Below are 17,754 nucleotides of genomic sequence, written 5' to 3'. Positions count from 1 at the left end.
ACTGCTGAGCAGCGTTGCTCAGGTAAAAAGCGTTTTCAGATAGGGGTTTAAGAACTTACCACTGGGGTCTAGCTCTCGGCGAACCTCAAGAAAATCCTGCCACTGAGGGTAGAGCTCGGCAAAGTCCGAGCCTTGTAGCTTGTTTAACTTGCCCCAGTGCGGGCGGCCCCCATATTTGCGCATAATGGGCTCAATGGCCTGGAACAGCGGTAGGTGGTCCTCTTCAAAGTAGCGGTGTATGGCGATGGATACGGAATCTTGCTTATAAAACGGGCTCAGCCAGATATCGTCAGCTTTAACGAAACGCACCTCGATAGGGAAGAAAACATCCAGGTTATTTTCCTCAATCGTTCGACGTATTTCCGCGAAGGCTTTCAAACCGTCCTCGCGGGGCAAGTGATACTCCATTTCATTGAAACGTACGTTTCGCTCACTGGCGTAATTCCGCCAGGAGGACTCGACAACAACTTCCCTCTCGATATCTTCCATCGCATTTTGCAACGCAAACTGACGCAACTTCGGTGACCAACCCAGCCAGTCCCGCACAGATTTCAGGGTCATTACTGCTTCATTAGTATCTTCCCGCTCCGTAGAGAAGATTTCCTCTGTGGTCGGCTGGTGGGAATCAGCCATGCACATCCCAGAAAACGGGATATAGTAAAATTCAAAGTTCCGATTGGCTTCTGCCAGTGCTGGAGCCTGATCCAACACCTCTTCCAGGGGCGCTACCCAAGATTCACGACGCAAACGGTAGCTGGGCTGGTTCTGCATACGCACCTTGGTCACCATACCCAGGCTGCCAAGAGATACTTGCGCTGCCGCGAACACCTCGGGGTTTTGCTCACCATCACACCAGAGCGTATCCCCTCCTGCGGTCACCAGTTCCATACCCGTTGCATAGCTGGACATACAACCCAAGCCTGCACCTGTTCCATGGGTCGCGGTTGCCAGGCAACCACCTAAAGTCTGCTCATCGATATCTGGTTGGTTAATCAGCGCTTGACCGATATCCTCTAAGGGTTGGCCAATGTCTGCTACACGGGTGCCAGCGTAGATTGTCGCCTGGACCTTGTCGGAATCGTGGTCGGCGACGCCAGTAATACGGCCCAATGAAATAATTGTATCGTCAGTGGGTACCAGTGCAGTGAAGGAGTGACCCGCACCTATCGCCCTGACCGTACCTTGCGCTTCCGCAATTATCGTTTGCAGTGCAGGAATATCTTTGGGTGCCAGACGATGGGCCGGCAGACACTCTTGTGAACCAGACCAGTTCCGCCATCGAACACCCGCTTTTTTTGTCGGTGGGGCTGCAGCTTGCAATAAGGTACGTGCAACTGATGAGATGGGCGCGGCCGCTAATGATGCGGAGCCGATCGCGATAGAATTAATAAACTGGCGACGATTGAACCCCATATCCTTTACTCCGCTGTAGCCATAAAGACAATCAACTGTTCAAACTGCTCGGGGGAGCACTCAAAACAAAGGCCTAGTGGCGGCATACCCTGGAACCCATTGATCGCATTTTCCACCAACACATCCATCCCCTTCTCCATACGGGGCTTCCAGTTGGCTAAATCTCCGGTAAGGGGTGCGGCGCTGGCGCCAGTGCTGTGACAGCTGCGGCAAGTGCGAGTATATATTTCAGCGATTTCCGGATCAGCGGGCGCAAGAGACAGCGCTCTTTGGGTCAACATTGCCCGGCTTTTTTCACTATCCTGTGGAGGCTCAGAACATCCTTGAATGACATTTAGTACCAAAAAAAGAGACAAGAGCTTAAAGCTCCGGCGCAAGACTTCCAGTTCCATATGCGTACACCTACTACATTATTGTTGTTTATTTCTTTTTGGCTATTGCCAAAGCTATCGTGTACATATCGCTGGCACTATTGTTAATCATGATGACTGCTAAAACAACCACTTGAGTTGCCTGTTCTCAATTATTTCTATCGTAATTTATTTGCGTACCACTTAGAGAACTAAAGCCTATGTACATCTCGAAGTTAAGATCAGCATTTATTACAGAGATAAAATGACTCTTGTTAACAGTAGACAGGCTTTGCAAACATCAAAAAGAGCTATTTATATTTACGAATATATAGCCATAAATAAAAACCGCCGACCAAAGTGCCCAGCGGAACATTTAGCACACTCACTGTTGAAAATATTAAAGCTAACTCTGGGGCATACCTTTTATCCAAAAGGACAGCAGTGCCAGCAAAGACCCCCAAAATATTCAAAGACGCAAACAGTATTATCATCAAGCCCATTAGACTGAATATATTGAATGGCATACTCAAAATTGAACTTCCAAAAACTGCGTATAGGAATAACAATATTGCGCTGGATATCAACAACATCAAAATTGAGTAAGTAATTATCAACCAGCCGGAAACTTTTTCCTCGGTACTGACCATGCGGTGCTCCTGTGAAGATAAAAGCCCAAGCCTCTTTAGTGATCCTCAGAACATCAGGGCATTGAGAAATGACTCTAAAGTTGCTCCGGTTTCAGTTGTCAGCTAGCTCAACGATCAACATGACTCAATGACATTTATGACACCGATGGCGACATTGGGCTGCCTACCCTTCTACTTTAGGCGTTGAGTATCAACAGGAACAGGAATACCCTAATGCTTTTCGATCAGGTAGGTATTCAGTGGTTAATAGAGTGCTAGCTTCTCCAAAAGGACCAGAACTGTCAGAGTTGGTCCAAGGCTACTGGCGTGTGAGTGATTGGAATTTAAGCCCTCAGGAGCGCCTGACATTCCTAAAGCAACATATAGATAAAGGGGTTACCACCGTAGATCATGCTGATATTTACGGGGATTACTCCTGCGAACAGTTATTCGGCGAGGCCCTTAAGCTGGATAGATCTATTCGCAATCACATCGAGATTGTCACCAAATGCAATATCAAATTGCTTTCTGAAAAATATCCAAACAGGAAAGTTAAGTACTATGACTCCAGTGCTGAACATATTCAGCACTCGGTTAATAACTCCTTAGCCCACCTCGGTGTAGAGCACATCGACATCCTGCTTCTTCACCGACCTGATGTTTTGATGGATGCAGATGAAATTGCCACCACATTCGCCGAACTGCAGAAGTCCGGTAAGGTATTACATTTCGGCGTTTCCAACTTTACCTCCCAGCAATTTGATTTGTTGCAGTCCCGCCTGAGCTCACCACTGGTGACAAATCAGGTCGAGATTAATCCTATCAATTTTAGCGCTGCGGAGGATGGAACTCTGGATCAACTGCAGCAATATAGAATTCATCCTATGGCTTGGTCCTGCTTAGCTGGAGGGGAAATTTTTAGTGGATCAAGCACCCAAGCAACACGGTTACGAATCACCCTGGAAGATATCAAGGAGGAAATCGGGGCAGCCAGTATTGACCAGGTAATCTATGCGTGGGTACGACGCTTTCCCTCCAAGCCCCTAGCAATTATGGGGTCGGGAAAAATTGAGCGCGTTCAGTCGGCGATAGAAAGCTTGAAACTCAATTTGAGTAGAGAGCAGTGGTATAGAATATGGACCGCCTCTAAGGGAATTGAAGTTCCCTAGATCCAGCTTTCAGCCTAACAAATTATTGATTACTTGGCTTACGCAAAAAATAATTTATTAAGACTAACCTCTTGCTTAACAATTGGGTGGTGTAACTTTAATTCGGTTACACCACCCATCAACCAGATAAGTATATTTGTTCTACGGCCCCATCTGGCTTGACCACTGCATCAAGCGTCCCTGGGACATATTTTTATTTTTCTCATCCCCATTATTCATAAAAGATGCCAGTTCGGTTACCAGATTTGCCTTTCGCCACTCATAAAGAAAGCTTGCAAGCACATGGAAGGCAGCATCTGAACAGTTGGAAATGACTTGCAGCTGACCATTATTATTCCCTTCCAGGGAACTCAAACGCTCCATCCACTTTCCTGGGGCAAATGCATAATGGTATGAGACTCCAATATTATTGAGGTGGGGCCCGAAACCCTGGGTACCCAAAAGATCTTGCTGCAAAAAATCTCTGAAATTACCATGCTGTGTCTGGCTAACTTGCAGGCCATAATACTGAGCTGTTGGGTCTGCATTCATCCCTGTGTCATCACGCCAACGACCAGCAATAGGCCTCATACTATTGTGACGCCCGCCCACTGAGCCTTTAAATGCATCCCAAGAACTGTTGGGGTCCCAACCTACAATAGTATCGATAACACCATTGTGACCTGATATTAATGCCGTGTGGCCATTCCATGTTCTACCCAGAGAACTTTCCACTCCACCATTATTCCACCACTGCGCGTAAAACCTGGAAAAAAGAGAACCGTATGACCTCAAACTGGATACAAAACAAATACCTGCAAAGTATCCTCCACACGCCCTAGGATTAAAACCTCTTCCGCTCATCGCCCACATCCTCCATAACGACTATGAAATTTTTTGCCAAAATTGTTATTTAATATTTTGACAATTCAAGAACTCTTTCAATTCATCGCTAAAGCCACTGAATTATTATTTTTATTACTCAGGACCTAATGAAAATTGACAGACTTTCTATATAACTCGAGATTATTTGATACCAAATCTGGTACCACTGTGTCAACACGGGAAATATTTCAAGCTGAAGAGAAGGGGTAACTGAGAGGCAAAGTAAAATAGGAGTTATGTATCCTCTAAAATTTATCAGAGAATCGCAAACAACCCAATGGGTCCACAATAAAACTCAAGATATGAAAGGATATAAAGTGGTTATTAGATATTATTTGCTTATTACCAAGTATAGTTGAATCATGAAAATTATTAGGAAATTACAAAACAACAACCATAAGAGAACTCACATACTAAAAATTCCCGTATAAAGGATTCCTTTTACAGGCATAGCTGTACAAGGAAGAGTCAAAAGACTGAGGGGAAGCTACTTTAAAAATCCTTTCTCTCATCCACAATCGCGTTTAACTTTTCCTCTCCAACCTGCTCAATCGCATTACTCACGAGCTACTTGAGCTAAAGATTTCACTCCCCCTACTTACTTGAGCAAACATTTAAATGGGGATAATGATTGCAAATTTCAGCCATCTTTCGAAATAGATAACTTTACATAGCTACAGTTCTAGGCAATTACCGGCTGCTTATCGGACAAATTGATGAAATTCCAATTAATTAACCAATAGACATCAAGAGAACAAAGATAAAAGAGGATAATTCGACTGATTTTGAAACTTCACTTTTGGCTCACCACATCAATGGCGTAGAGTGAGGCGAGCCCCAAGAAAGAATTTACTTATTAGCCACATCGATCACAGGGTTACCAAGTGCACGGTTTAGAACAGAGGCCAGGCGAACTCCCCCCTGCTGCAAACGCTTTTCAAGGGAGTCCTGACAGCGCAGAAAGTACTTTTCCCCAAGTTGTGTTTCGCTGGTATAGGCGAGACCATGGGCTAAGTGATGAGATTCCCGGGCCCAAACTTCGGCCGAGGTAGACTGCCAGATCTGCCTCTCAGCCGCACTAATTTTATCCGTTTGCTCCTGAGCATAATCTTGCCAGTCTAAAAACAAACGGGCGACCATATGGATGTCCCAGAGCGCGTGTAAATTCGTTTCGACCCCATAGAATTGGACTTCCACATCATTACCCCCTTTATCTGAAAATAATCCGGTATGTAATGGCTGATGAAGGTCGCCAACAAAGTGGGCAATAAACATCAGTGCTTCTGCACGCTCCGTCTTGGTGCGCGAGTGATCGGCCAATACTTCCTGATATCTTTGAATCGCCTTCAATATGCATCCTGCAGCTGGGCAATCCCGCTCCTCAACATAAGCAGACCAGTCTCGAGACAAGTTTATATAGTGAAGCGGCGCAGCCCAGTTATAAGTCTCATCAGACCTAATTCGATCAGCCCAAGTTGTGGATTCAGCTAGGTGCGGCTCACCGACTTCATCAAGGAGCAACTCTATTTCGGCGGCTACCTCCGGGTCCAGGTAATGCCATGCAATTTCTCCAACGACCCTGTGACCATCATCTCCCCAAGCGTGTGCTTGTGTCATAGCTGTGAGTCCGAATAGTGCAACTGCTATACGGGCAATTATCAATCGTATGCTCATTGGGCATGTCCGCCAGAGTGAATTTGCTGCGTACTTTAACGCCAGTATGTGACAAGTTCACGGCTGTAATAATTTATTTATATGTGCACTACATAATCGCTTCAGCTCTTAGACAGTACCCAATAAAAATTACATAACAGTCTCCATTGGAACTTGGAACCTAAGTTGCAAGAGCAAAACTCGATAATTACTTAGGCCACTTGAGTTGGCAATTCTTTAGACCAGGAAAACGCTATGAAACCTTCTCTGTTCCCGCGCGTATTACTATCTGCGGCGATTATTTCTGTTGCCAGTATGGCGCAGGTATCTCAGGCACAGGAAACTGCAGCCGGCATTCGCGGCTCTATTTCCGGAAGCAACGGTCAAGCAATTACCAATGCGACTGTAACAGTGGTTCACACCCCCTCCAATAGCCGCCGTGAGGTAGAAGTCAGCGACGCGGGGCAATTTAACCTGAGTGGCCTGCGAGTGGGTGGCCCCTACACCGTCACCATCGATTCCGAGGAAGGCCAGCGAGTTATTGAAGATATCTACCTCTCCGTTGGTGATATCCTCCCTCTGAGCCTAACCCTCGGCACTAGCAATCTGGAAGAAGTAACCGTATTGGGACAAGCGCTCAGTACGTCCCGTTTAGCTGTAGGCCCATCTTCGCACTTTAACAGTGACGACCTTGCCAGTGCCCCTTCCATTAATCGCGATATCAAGGATGTGCTACGTCTCGATCCGCGAGTTTATGTGGATGAAGCCAATGTTGATGCTATCCAGTGCGCCGGCGCCAACCCTCGCTTCAATAGCCTTACGGTTGATGGCGTACGCATGAATGACAACTTCGGTCTGAATAGCAATGGCTACCCCACTGAACGTATGCCGTTCTCGTATGATGCTATCGATCATGTCGCCGTCGAACTGGCGCCGTTCGATGTTCAGTATGGCGGTTTCAGCGCTTGTAATATCAACGCAGTGACCAAGTCCGGCACCAATGAGTGGCATGGTTCATTTTTCTACGACTACACCGATGATGGTTTCCGTGGTGATTCCTTGGAAGGTGACGATATCGATGTAGCCAGTTTTGATGAGAAGCGTTACAACGCAACTCTGGGTGGAGCCATTATCGAAGATAAACTCTTTTTCTTTGCTGCCTATGAAAAGCTGGAAGGCGTTGCCACTTTTGACAGAGGACCTGCAGGCAGCAGCTCTGCCACCGAAGTACAAGGGGTTTCCCAAGAGCAGCTCAATGAGATTATTCGTATTTCCAATGAAGTCTATGGCTACAATCCGGGCGGCCTACCCACCAGCATGCCAGAAGAAGACGAAAAGCTGTTGGTGAAACTTGATTGGAATATCTCTGACGATCACCGAGCTGCGTTTACTTACAACTACAACGACGGCTTTTCCATAGCCGAGGCCGACAATGACCCCGATGAGCTGGAACTATCCAACCACTATTACGAGCGCGGAGCCGAATTAAATTCCTATGTTGCACAGCTTTTCTCCGATTGGAGTGACATATTTTCGACAGAGATGAAAATTGGCTACTCCGATTTGGACAACCGCCAAAACTCCCTGGGCGGAACTGATTTTGGTGAAGTTCAAATCACCACTTACAACGATCATGACAACGACGGCAATGACTCCCGTGCGACAGTCTATCTAGGTGCTGATGATTCTCGCCATGCCAACAAGCTGAGCTATGAAAACCTGACATTTAAGCTCGCCGGTAAATTGCTGTTGGGTGAACACAACATAACCGCCGGCTATGAACATGAAAACTTCGAGGTCTACAACCTGTTTATACAGGAGGCTGCAGGAGAATACCGTTTCGATAGCATCGAAGATTTTGAAGCTGGGACTGCCAACCGTATTACTTATGAGAATGCAGCTGGCACCAACCATATTTTAGACGCCGCCGCTGAATTCAGTTACAGCATCGATACACTCTACGCACAGGACGAATACACCTTCGCAAATCTAGACCTGACAGTGGTTGCGGGACTTCGCTACGACCGCTATAGCAGTGATGACAAGCCAGTAGCTAACGCAGACATAACCTCTACTTATGGCTTTTCCAACCAGCACAATATGGATGGCCTGGACCTGTTGCAGCCCCGCCTGGGCCTGAGCTGGAACCTTAACGATAGCCTGGAGTTACACGGTGGTATCGGCCTTTACTCCGGTGGGAATCCCAATGTATGGATTTCCAATAACTACTCAAATAATGGTGTTCTGCAAATCGAAGCCCAAGATAGAAGCGGCACCCCCCTATTTGATATGGACTGGACCAATAACGGCGATCCGATCTATGAAATCCCACAAGACCTCTATGATATGGTCGCAAATAGTGATGGTTCTGTAGGTGGGGTCAACCTGATGGATCCGGATTTTGAACTGCCATCCATCTGGAAGTATGCAATCGGCGGTAGCTACGAATTTGAATCCGGTTATTTAGCATCTATAGACTATTTGTACAGCGATTATCAAGATGCCGCAATTATTCAAGATATCTCTCTTGAGCAAATTGACTCGACTGCTGATGGGCGCCCGATTTACGGCAGTGCCAATGGTCGCAGCGAAGACTTCATGCTGACCAATGTGGATGGCGACTCCGGTTATTCCAGCGTACTTTCTCTCGGCCTCAGCAAGTCTTTTGATTTTGGCCTGAGTATTGCCCTTGGCTATGCCTTCACCGAAGCTGAAGATGTTAACCCCATGACCAGCTCGGTGGCTTACTCCAATTACACCAAAATCGCTACCGCTGACGCACAGAATCCAGGCACTGCAACATCAAACTATGTAGTTCCCCATCGCTTCACTTTGAAACTGGATTACACCCAAGAGTTTTTCTCAGGTTACGAAACACGCTTCACCTTGTTTGGTTCTGCCAATGAAGGTATTCCTTATAGCTACACATTTGGTGATCAGGTCTTTGGTGATGCCGGCTGGGATCGCGGCCTGCTCTACGTACCCACGGGCGCCGATGATGCCAATGTTGTATTTGCAGATGACTTCGATACTGAGGCCTTCTTCTCCTGGGTTGACTCTGAAGACCTGGATAGCGGGACTATGGAACGCAATTCACTTAACAGTGATTGGTGGACCAAGTTCGATTTGCGTATAGACCAACAATTACCGGGGTGGCGCACGGAAGACCGGGTTAATGCATACTTTGTTATTGAAAACCTGGGCAACCTGCTGAATGACGAATGGGGTGTTATGTATGAGGGCGGATTCCCTCGCTATCAGTCAGCGGTAACGGCCAGTATCGATGACCAAGGGCGCTACGTATTTGAGGAATTCCTGGATCCAGCGGGGCAAACCCGAGTGACCGATGCCTCTCTATGGAGTGCTCGTATGGGGATTCGCTACGAGTTCTAACCCACACTTTGTCGAATGCCGCAGCATTTGCTGCGGCCATTCCTATTTCCCTAACCAAAAACCGTTTCTCGGTGCCGATCATTTCAATAGCAACTGATAATGAGTCTTTGGAATAGCACTTTTCCCAACTTCCAAAGCCACAAGACGCCCACCTTGAGTAAATGGGAAATAAAAAAACCGCACTGAAGTGCGGTTTTTATACTGAATATCAAAGCAAGCTCTGTAAGCTAAGCACTACCCAGCCAACGCGCCAAGGTTTCCCGAAGAAGATCCTTGCTCAGAGGCTTAGTCAGAAAATCATCCATACCTGCTGCCAGGCAACGGCCCTCAAATTGCTCTTCAGTAGTACTGGTTACAGCAACAATAGGCAGGCGATCATCCGGGCGGTGCTCAGACTCCCAGCGACGCAGTATCTCGATAATCTGCGCACTATGATCCGTATTTTGCTGGCAGTCCACTAACACCAAATCATAATGACCTTCAGACAAGCGAACTAAAGCATCATCCGCATCTACCGCTATATCTACCTGGTAACCCAGGGCCTGAAGCATTTCCTCAGTCACCCATTGATGAGGCCTAGACTCCTCCACCAACAACAAAGAGTAGTGACGCGGCTGATCCGCCCCACCGGTAACCACTCTTCGACAACTTCTTTTCGCACCGCCAAACAGTAATCCCACTAACGCATCGTGCAGTTCTTTACGGGTCACCGGTCGACTCAGATACTGTGCCGATGGTAAGAGTTGCTGCAGGTGAGCAAACTCACTTTTCTGGCCAAAGCCGCCCAGGCATACCAGGCGACTCTCTTTATCACTTGCCTCTTGGGACTCTTTAAAGAAAGGCGTAATGGAGTCGAAAAGAGTCGAATCCCCCATTGCCGGTGCCATCATTACCAATTGATTGCGTTCTACCGCTTGGCGAAGCAGCTGCTGGACTTCGCACTCACAACCTTCACACCAGCGGATCGACTTTACATCCATCCCAAAAGAACGCAGCACCTGTACCAAACCTGAAATAAATAGGCCTTTCTGATGAATTAACAGGACTTCAATATCCTGTAACTTTCTGTCCGGTGTGAGGTAGGTTCGCTGGTTTGGCTCGGTGGAATACTTGATCACCACCTGATAGCGGTTGCCATCTGGGGTTGAATGCAGTTGAAGGTAACCGCCCATTGCTTCGGCTAGGCCTTTAGCAATCGAGAGTCCGAGACCTGTAGTTACCTGGGTGGTATCCATACGGGAGAAGGCACCGAAAAGTTCGCTCTCGTCCGGCAATATCTCACCGCGCCCATCATCCATCAAAGTGATCGAGAGCTGCCCTTCTACCGTGGTGATCGGGTTATAAGATACCTCACCCCACAGCTCGCCTCTTTGGGCAATGCCAGTAGCGGAGTCCACCAGATTGCGAATCAGCTGGGCCGTTTTGCGATTATCCCCTGTCACCATCACCGGGAGATTGTCATCAATCTGGAAGTTAAATTCCAACTCCTGACTGTGGGCAGCTCTCGCTGCAAACTTGAATGATTTTTCTACAGTCTTAACTAGGTTAAACGGGCCCTGGCGCAACCGAATATCTTTGCGAGCCACCCGGGTAAACAAGCCCACATTATCAACCAGTTTGAGTTGCTGGCTACTGGCAACCTTGGCCAGCTCTACCCATTCGCGCTGACGGTCACTCAATGGCTCAGCTTCGAGCAGCGCTAAGGCACCAAGGGAATCAGACAGCTGACTGCGGAATTCCTGTCCGATATTAACTATGAACTCATTGGTCAGTTCAACTGCAGCTTCAGAGTGTTTGCGGGCTGCAGCCAGGCTACTCGCTCTCTGTTGCAGCTCCTGCATCGCAGACAGACGCTCCCAATAGTTCTCCGATTCGCGACGGCCCTGGTGGGCAGTCAGCCAAATAAAAGCGAGGGTGAGAGTCCCGTAGATGGTCCCCAGGATCATGCCCGAGAACAGTGCCATTAGCGCTGCTGGCAGTAGTGAGGTTGCGGTGAACCAAGTCAGGAAACGATGGTAGGGAGAAAATACGGTGGTGACACTGGAACAAAAGATTACTGAGTAGATCCACAGGAAGTGGGTCTCAGGCGCAAACCCCATTAAATAGACAAAGTAAAATAAGGTAATGCCCCACCAGGCTGAGCCAATAATCGAGAACAGGAAGTAACGATTGCGCCAACGATTTGGTCCCGAGCCATACAGGTGGTCGAAGCGAAAAACGTAGTAGCCCCTGATCAGGGTTAGTACTACCAGGCCGATTCCCATTGTTAATAACAGGCGCGGAGCTTCTAGGCGCATGTCGCCAATAGAGGCTGCGATCAGAAATGCAAAAAGGGAGAGCACCATGCCGCGCCGGGTATATTTGGCGATACGCATATCAGTTGCGCGGCAAATACGTCTGTCTTTTTGAACCTTGAGTTCAGGGCGATCAAATATAGACATTGCGACCTTCCCTGAGAGACTGGGTATCCCGTGCCATTGAAGCTCCCTAGCCTATCCCGAGTACTTCAACCAAAACGGTCTTTATTAGAAATCCCAGCAATCCAAGCCCCAGAGCGAGGAACAGAATAAATGTTCCAAATCTACCAGCCTTGGAGTCTTTTGCCAGGTTCCAAACAATAAACACCATAAATAGAATTAGTGCACCGATTCCCAACCACAGGGAATACTCTTCAAACTGCTCAAATGTCATGCGTGCATTCGCTTAAAAAATTGGCGCGCATTGTACAGTGCTTAAGGGCAACTGGTAAGTCATTGGCAAAATCTAGTCGACCACCGTACCATTTGGTAAAACTATAAATTCAAGCACCCTGATAGTAGTCACCATCCTCTGAAGCGTGAGTGCCGCAACGAAGCCTGCGAACCTCTTTATCCCGGTAGCGGCTGTCATGCCAGCATCTAGGAAGTGGCTCACCAGAGAGGAAGCATAAGTCAGTTTTATCGAAGACTTCTGGGTCCTGAATCTCTTCACCCCACAAATAACGGCCTACCACAGTCAGCTCGTAGGGATTCGAAAGTGTGACGATATCAGCCACTTCTACCAAATGCTTGGTGGATATGTCTTTAAAAAGCATAGTGGCACCTTTTTCCTCGTTACTAATCCAGTATAGGGCTAAAGATGACATTTCCGCCTAAAACCACCCTACTTCTGTGGGAGGCTGCACGAATGGGGGCGTCGATATTCGAGTGTACTTAAGAGGTGGTTACTGAGGAGAAGCAGGCCCGAGTTCTATATTCGAGCCTGTCAGTAGGGAGGTTACTAGCCTTCGATCGTCAATCGAGCAGAGACCATACCTTCATCCGCAAGGGCATCTAGATTAATCGTGCGAACAGCCATTTTCTCCTGCATCAGGCGATTCAACCAGGGTTGCAAATCCTGATAACGGACTTCTTCAATCCACAATCGGATGCGGTTTTCACCCTCAGGCTCAAAGCGCTTAATCACAATCTGGTTTTGTTTGGCCGCACCAGTAACGCGCTGCAAAAGAGTACCTGAAGCACCGCCAGCACCACCACCTGCGGGCTTTATTCGCTCCAGCGTCGGGCGCTGGCCCTCCATCCAGTTAACCAGCTCACGATTTTCTTCCGCTCGCAAGCGGGACTCATCAAAGAAGCCCTTTGCCGGGGAGTACAGGCCATAAACAATAAAAATTACGGCTCCGAATATACTCAACAAACCCAAGGCTCTCTGGTCATTGGGCGGAAGTGCCTGCCATTTTTGGCGCCACTGTTCGATCTGTTCTTTCATTATATTGCTACCACCAATCTCTTCTTACGCTTGGCTGCTTTATATAAACCGCTGGCTCTAACGTAAGCGAATACGGCCTGAAACGCCTTTTTTCAACTCGTTCGCACCTAACAGGTCCGCCTTGATCCCGCCGCCAGATAGCTTGCTGACAAATGCATCGAGATCAGACAGGTTTTCTGCCTGAAGCTGCAACACCATTTCTCCACGCTGGCCATCAAAACGAAGGGACTGTAATTTTAATGCGCCCCCTTTGTGAGCAATCCAGACTTTGCTCAACTGCTGCATCTGGGTAGAGAAAGCACCACCCTGATTACCCGCGCCTTTCAGGAAACCTTCAAGCTGTCGGCGCATCTGGGCAGACGGTCGAGTATTCGGGAACAATTCAGTAAACATCGCCCGGGCCTGCTCTTCAGACTGGTTGCCCTTCCACTGATAAAAAGCACCGGCACCAACGAAAAACAGTAGCTGGATAACAAAACAAGCGGCAGCAACTTTAGCCGGGCGTATCCACCAAGCCGCAGCGCTCTTATTACTCGATAACTGATAATCTCCAGTTAGCAAGTTTGTTAGCAGCCCCAGCTTGAACCGTTCAATAAAGACTTCTTCCGCTGAGCGCTGGTTCAGCTGTAAGCCATCGCCAAACTGGGATTCCAACTCAGCAATCAGCAACCCACCCTGCTCGCCAGCCCCCAGCAGTACTACCTGTTTGTTATCGATCGGCTCGCCGCTTTCAGAATCATCTTCGCCTTCGGATTCATCACCTTCATCAACTAATAGCGAACCGAGAAGAGGTTGTAAAAAATCGCGATTAACAGTTAGACCCTGCCCGGCACCTTTCCAGATATGCGCTTGGCCGCCATCCAGCCACAGGCGAATGTCACCTTCGATCAAGCTAAGTAATTCATACTCCGGCACTACAGCAGCCAGCGGCCACTGGAGCCGCTCCAACTGGGAGTGAAGCGCTTCTATTTTTTCAACATCAATGGCGTATACGCTGCAGAGATCACCGGTGCGGGGTCTGCAGGCAAAGTGTAAGTCCTCGACATCCTGGGCTAAGTGCTCCTCAACCATATAGCCAATAGCACTAGCCTGGCGACGAGCTGCCTTAGGTATAGTTTCGAGACCGCTCCATACCCAGTTACCAGGCACCATCAGTAGCGCTTTGGCGTCATCAGGAAGGTTGAGCTGAGGGAATTCTGGCTGCTCTTCGACAGTTTCAAATTCGGGATTAAATGCCAGAGAAAATTCTGAGTCCAAGGCTACTTGTTGCCAATTACCCTCTTGCCACTGATGCAGGCGCAGAGTCAGGTCAGCAGTTTCGCTCAACCGCAGCAGAACCAGAGACGTCTGAGGAGGCGCTGTAGGGGCTTCAATCTCGTTAATGCTTTTCTTTTTAAACATACAATTTCTAACTATTCGCTCTCTTCAGTGCTTTCGTACTCGAGCAACTCCTGCATCATTTGACCAGAAAAGGCCCGGCGCTGGCGCTGGCGCACCCGAACCTTGCCATCTGTACTATTCCGAACCAGGGCGGACTCCCAATACTGCCTGTATTCGCCATCGCTTCCGAGTTGGACAGCAATTCGCGCCAGAAAGTGCTGGCTTTGAAAAGTAAAAGGCCCCGAGTTAGCGATTTCATAATCTGCATATTCACTCGAGTCACTGATATAACCGCCCGACTCGCGAAGTTGCACCAACTTGGAAACACTTGCGGAAGGCTCAATCGCCTCGATTAACTCCTCAGAAGCCGTGTTGATATTCACCAGGGTTCCTGTCTCCGGGAGGGCACAAAGGAAAGGCACAAGTTTCTCCCAGTCCTCTAATTCCATATCTACTACCGATGACAACTCAGTAATATCAGTGATCATCATGTCCGGTGTTCTGTGGGCAAGTTCCCTTCCCAGGTAGCCGTCATCCTCTGTCCCCGAGGTTCGCGGGGTATCGCCATCGTCCACCCAATCTGCAATTGACTTGGCCAGGTCAGACTTGCCGGTAACATTATTCACCAGGCGCTGGAAGATCTCGAATTGATCACTATCGCTGCTATCAGACAAATTATTCACGTTAAAACATGAATGTAAGTCTTTGATATTCATGCGAATTTTGCCATTATCAGGATTGAACTGCAGAACTGGGAATGCCCAGGCCTCCAAGGCATGGTCTGCGGTTTCCTCCTCTTCCTGGTCTTCCTCGAAATCCTCCAACAGCGCTACCCGTGTCCAGGCCTCAGCCGCTTCAACAAACTCTGCCAACTGTGTGTTGGCCAACAGTGCACCGCTGCGGGAAATCGCAATCTGATCGCGCAAGATAGCGTGGGATACCGCCGCGATGGCAATCACCATCACCAGCAGTACAACAATCAGAGCCACCCCTTTTTGACGAGCCAGCGACCTCGGCATTTTTCTACCTTTCATCGCCTAACGCCCGTCATCATCATCGTCGTCAGCAGAGGAACTGTCTTCCGCTGCCAGTATCTGGAAGACACGACGGACCTCCCCGTACTGCCGGGTGACAATAACAAATTCAATAGCTTGCGGAAGCCGTATATCCGCTTCTGTTTGGGAACCGTCCGAGCTGATCGGTGGCCACTGGGCAACCCAGGCATCAGTGTCTGGGTCCAGGTATTGAAGACTTAAACTTTCGACTCCCATTAGCAGAGGCTCGGCGATGGGCGCAGAATCGGGAGACCGATCCAAGACCTGCCAGCGACTGCGCAGTAATAACCCACCTATATCGTCCTCGCCCCCCCGGCCAGTGCCGGTGGTCAGGGAGTCGATCTCAAGATCCTCGGCGTATCCGATGCTATAACTCAAACGCAATAGCTCGCCCCGAGGTTCCCCGGTGAGATTTGCCGCACCAAGGCGCGTAAATTCCAACTCATCTTCATCACCACGTAACGCATGCTCATAACCGCTGTAGGCATTCTTAACAGCGCGGGCAGTTACCTGGCGAAAATCATTGTCTATACGGTACATCGCCATAGAAAAGCGACGTAGCTGCTCGGCCCTCTGGTCCACCATCTCTTCCGTGTCAAAAAAGAGTCCCAACAGCGAAAAGGAACCGACACTGATAATGGCGACAAGAACTAAAACTATGAGGACTTCAATGAGGGTAAAGCCCGACTGGCTGGAAAGGCGCAAAGACATATCAGTTACTCCTCAGCAGCCCAAGCATCCAGGGTCAGAGTTGGGTACTCAGCATCCAGGTGGCCTACTTCAATAATGATATGGCGCAAGCGCTCATTACTGGTGGCCTCCACTCGGGCACTAACCTCCCACTCCCTTTGCCCCAAGACCACCTGATCTGTTTGTTCCCCTAAAGGAGGCCAAGGAGTTTGCACGCGGACTTGGGAGAGCACTTGTTGGGCAACCCAGTTTGCCGAGAGACGATCCTCCATCACCCGCTGCTGGCCAACACTGCGCTGCATTGCCTTCAGAACACTGGCGGCAATAACCCCAAAAATAACCAGGGCTATCAAGACTTCTACCAATGTAAAACCGCGCTGGGCTCTCTTAAAATTCATCGGCCTGCCACTCTAGCTGCAATCCGTTCAGGCTGGTGTAAGAAATAGTCGCACCTCGAACGTCGTCGCCATTCTCAACAAGGTACATGGCAACTTCTACGGGAAGTACCTCTCCACTGGAGAGAGCAACAAATTGCGGAACGACTCGATCTTCATTGGTCTCTTCTGCAAATTCCGTGGATTCTGTCGACGGCAGCTCCGCCTCAGTTATCACTTCAAGGCGAACGATTTCCGGCAATTCATGGGTGGCAAAACGCGCAGCACGCCTCCCCGACGCAACCGAATCTATCGGCAACCAGGTCATTGTTTCTTGCTCAAAATGCACCACGCTATAAGTGCCCTGTTCAAAAACAACGCCGTAATGCATTTTGTCAATCAGGGCTCGATCCGCAACCAACTGCAAAAGGGCCGACAAGCGCTGGGCTTCTTTTTGCCACACGCGCCCGCCGGAATTCCCCATCGATAGAGTCGCCATGCCAGCCAGAGAGGCGATGATGACAATCACTACCAACAGTTCGATCAGCGTAAAGCCACGGCTTCGACCAATGCTATACATCAAGTGCAAATTTCAGGTGTTATAGGTCAGTAACGTAGATATCAGCAGCTTCGCCCTCACCGCCCGCTTTGCCATCGGCACCGAGGGTGAATAGGTCGTAGGCACCGGCACTGCCTGGGCTGATGTACTGATATTCATAGCCCCAGGGATCTTTTGGCGCTTTCTTCAGGTAGGGCTCAGTCCAGTTCTTCGCTTCGGGGAAGCCGGATGGGCGGGATACCAGTGCCATCAGGCCCTGATCAGAGCTGGGGTAGACAAAGTTATCCATGCGATAAAGGTCTAATGCAGTCTCGATAGCTTTAAGGTCAACCCTGGCCGCTTTCATTCGAGCTTCGCCGGTCTTGCCAAGAACATTAGGTACAACTAGTGCACCAAGCACCCCGAGAATTACGATCACCACCATAATTTCAATCAGGGTAAAGCCACCACTTTTACGTAGGGTTTTCATTTTTCTCTC

Annotated in this window: 17 protein-coding genes; 2 read left to right on the top strand and 15 right to left on the bottom strand. The window is 48.8% G+C overall.

Annotated elements, in window-relative coordinates:
* Nucleotides 1-18 precede the first annotated feature (18 nt).
* The 3 genes from ACYX4J_RS09915 to ACYX4J_RS09905 form a co-directional block, all read right to left on the bottom strand.
* A complete protein-coding gene (locus ACYX4J_RS09915; protein WP_476178489.1) occupies nucleotides 19-1,413 on the bottom strand; it encodes a D-arabinono-1,4-lactone oxidase in 1,395 nt (464 codons plus the stop codon).
* Nucleotides 1,414-1,418: 5 nt separating this feature from the next.
* A complete protein-coding gene (locus ACYX4J_RS09910) occupies nucleotides 1,419-1,805 on the bottom strand; it encodes a c-type cytochrome (RefSeq protein WP_444913705.1) in 387 nt (128 codons plus the stop codon).
* Between the two features lie 269 nt (nucleotides 1,806-2,074).
* Nucleotides 2,075-2,413 carry a hypothetical protein gene (locus tag ACYX4J_RS09905; RefSeq protein WP_476178488.1) on the bottom strand — a complete coding sequence of 113 codons (339 nt, stop codon included), beginning with the start codon at nucleotides 2,411-2,413 and terminating at the stop codon, nucleotides 2,075-2,077.
* Between the two features lie 239 nt (nucleotides 2,414-2,652).
* Between ACYX4J_RS09905 and ACYX4J_RS09900 the strand changes: the two genes are divergently transcribed.
* Entirely contained in the window at nucleotides 2,653-3,561 is a 909-nt protein-coding gene (locus tag ACYX4J_RS09900; RefSeq protein ID WP_444913703.1) for an aldo/keto reductase, read from the top strand.
* A gap of 141 nt (nucleotides 3,562-3,702) precedes the next feature.
* Here ACYX4J_RS09900 and ACYX4J_RS09895 read toward each other — a convergent pair whose 3' ends face one another.
* Nucleotides 3,703-4,275, bottom strand: a complete 573-nt coding sequence (locus ACYX4J_RS09895) for a hypothetical protein (RefSeq protein ID WP_413665704.1) — start codon at nucleotides 4,273-4,275, stop codon at nucleotides 3,703-3,705.
* Nucleotides 4,276-5,274: 999 nt separating this feature from the next.
* Nucleotides 5,275-6,042 carry a S1/P1 nuclease gene (locus tag ACYX4J_RS09890; RefSeq protein ID WP_476178487.1) on the bottom strand — a complete coding sequence of 256 codons (768 nt, stop codon included), beginning with the start codon at nucleotides 6,040-6,042 and terminating at the stop codon, nucleotides 5,275-5,277.
* A 291-nt stretch (nucleotides 6,043-6,333) separates the two neighbouring features.
* Between ACYX4J_RS09890 and ACYX4J_RS09885 the strand changes: the two genes are divergently transcribed.
* Entirely contained in the window at nucleotides 6,334-9,471 is a 3,138-nt protein-coding gene (locus tag ACYX4J_RS09885) for a TonB-dependent receptor (RefSeq protein ID WP_476178486.1), read from the top strand.
* Between the two features lie 227 nt (nucleotides 9,472-9,698).
* On the opposite strand, the gene ACYX4J_RS09880 is transcribed toward ACYX4J_RS09885, so the two are convergent.
* The 10 genes from ACYX4J_RS09880 to gspG form a co-directional block, all read right to left on the bottom strand.
* Nucleotides 9,699-11,912 carry a hybrid sensor histidine kinase/response regulator gene (locus ACYX4J_RS09880; protein ID WP_476178485.1) on the bottom strand — a complete coding sequence of 738 codons (2,214 nt, stop codon included), beginning with the start codon at nucleotides 11,910-11,912 and terminating at the stop codon, nucleotides 9,699-9,701.
* 46 nt (nucleotides 11,913-11,958) lie between these two features.
* Nucleotides 11,959-12,162 (bottom strand): DUF2788 domain-containing protein, encoded by a 204-nt coding sequence (locus ACYX4J_RS09875; protein ID WP_282932717.1) that lies wholly within the window; start codon nucleotides 12,160-12,162, stop codon nucleotides 11,959-11,961.
* Nucleotides 12,163-12,271: 109 nt separating this feature from the next.
* Nucleotides 12,272-12,544: an acetyltransferase gene (locus ACYX4J_RS09870; RefSeq protein ID WP_282932716.1), complete on the bottom strand. Its 273-nt coding sequence runs from the start codon at nucleotides 12,542-12,544 to the stop codon at nucleotides 12,272-12,274.
* Nucleotides 12,545-12,729: 185 nt separating this feature from the next.
* The gene (gene gspM / locus ACYX4J_RS09865; RefSeq protein WP_413665700.1) at nucleotides 12,730-13,218 is read right to left on the bottom strand and encodes a type II secretion system protein GspM; all 489 of its coding nucleotides are present in this window, start codon (nucleotides 13,216-13,218) and stop codon (nucleotides 12,730-12,732) included.
* 57 nt (nucleotides 13,219-13,275) lie between these two features.
* Nucleotides 13,276-14,619, bottom strand: a complete 1,344-nt coding sequence (gspL, locus tag ACYX4J_RS09860) for a type II secretion system protein GspL (protein WP_476178484.1) — start codon at nucleotides 14,617-14,619, stop codon at nucleotides 13,276-13,278.
* An 11-nt stretch (nucleotides 14,620-14,630) separates the two neighbouring features.
* Complete coding sequence (gspK, locus tag ACYX4J_RS09855; RefSeq protein ID WP_444927724.1) at nucleotides 14,631-15,632, bottom strand: type II secretion system minor pseudopilin GspK; 1,002 nt, start codon at nucleotides 15,630-15,632, stop codon at nucleotides 14,631-14,633.
* Nucleotides 15,633-15,635: 3 nt separating this feature from the next.
* Nucleotides 15,636-16,364, bottom strand: coding sequence for a type II secretion system protein GspJ (locus ACYX4J_RS09850; protein ID WP_444927723.1), 729 nt, complete (start codon nucleotides 16,362-16,364; stop codon nucleotides 15,636-15,638).
* A 5-nt stretch (nucleotides 16,365-16,369) separates the two neighbouring features.
* Entirely contained in the window at nucleotides 16,370-16,741 is a 372-nt protein-coding gene (gene gspI / locus ACYX4J_RS09845) for a type II secretion system minor pseudopilin GspI (protein ID WP_444897205.1), read from the bottom strand.
* Nucleotides 16,731-17,297, bottom strand: coding sequence for a type II secretion system minor pseudopilin GspH (gspH, locus tag ACYX4J_RS09840; protein ID WP_413665863.1), 567 nt, complete (start codon nucleotides 17,295-17,297; stop codon nucleotides 16,731-16,733). The genes gspI and gspH overlap by 11 nt, the downstream gene beginning before the upstream one ends.
* A gap of 19 nt (nucleotides 17,298-17,316) precedes the next feature.
* On the bottom strand, nucleotides 17,317-17,745 hold the full coding sequence (gspG, locus tag ACYX4J_RS09835; protein ID WP_282932708.1) for a type II secretion system major pseudopilin GspG: 429 nt from the start codon (nucleotides 17,743-17,745) through the stop codon (nucleotides 17,317-17,319).
* Nucleotides 17,746-17,754 lie beyond the last annotated feature (9 nt).

The sequence above is a fragment of the Microbulbifer sp. ABM4_008 genome (assembly GCF_056311705.1).
Note: the sequence above shows the minus strand (reverse complement) of the source record. Positions and strands in the feature narration are given on the sequence as shown.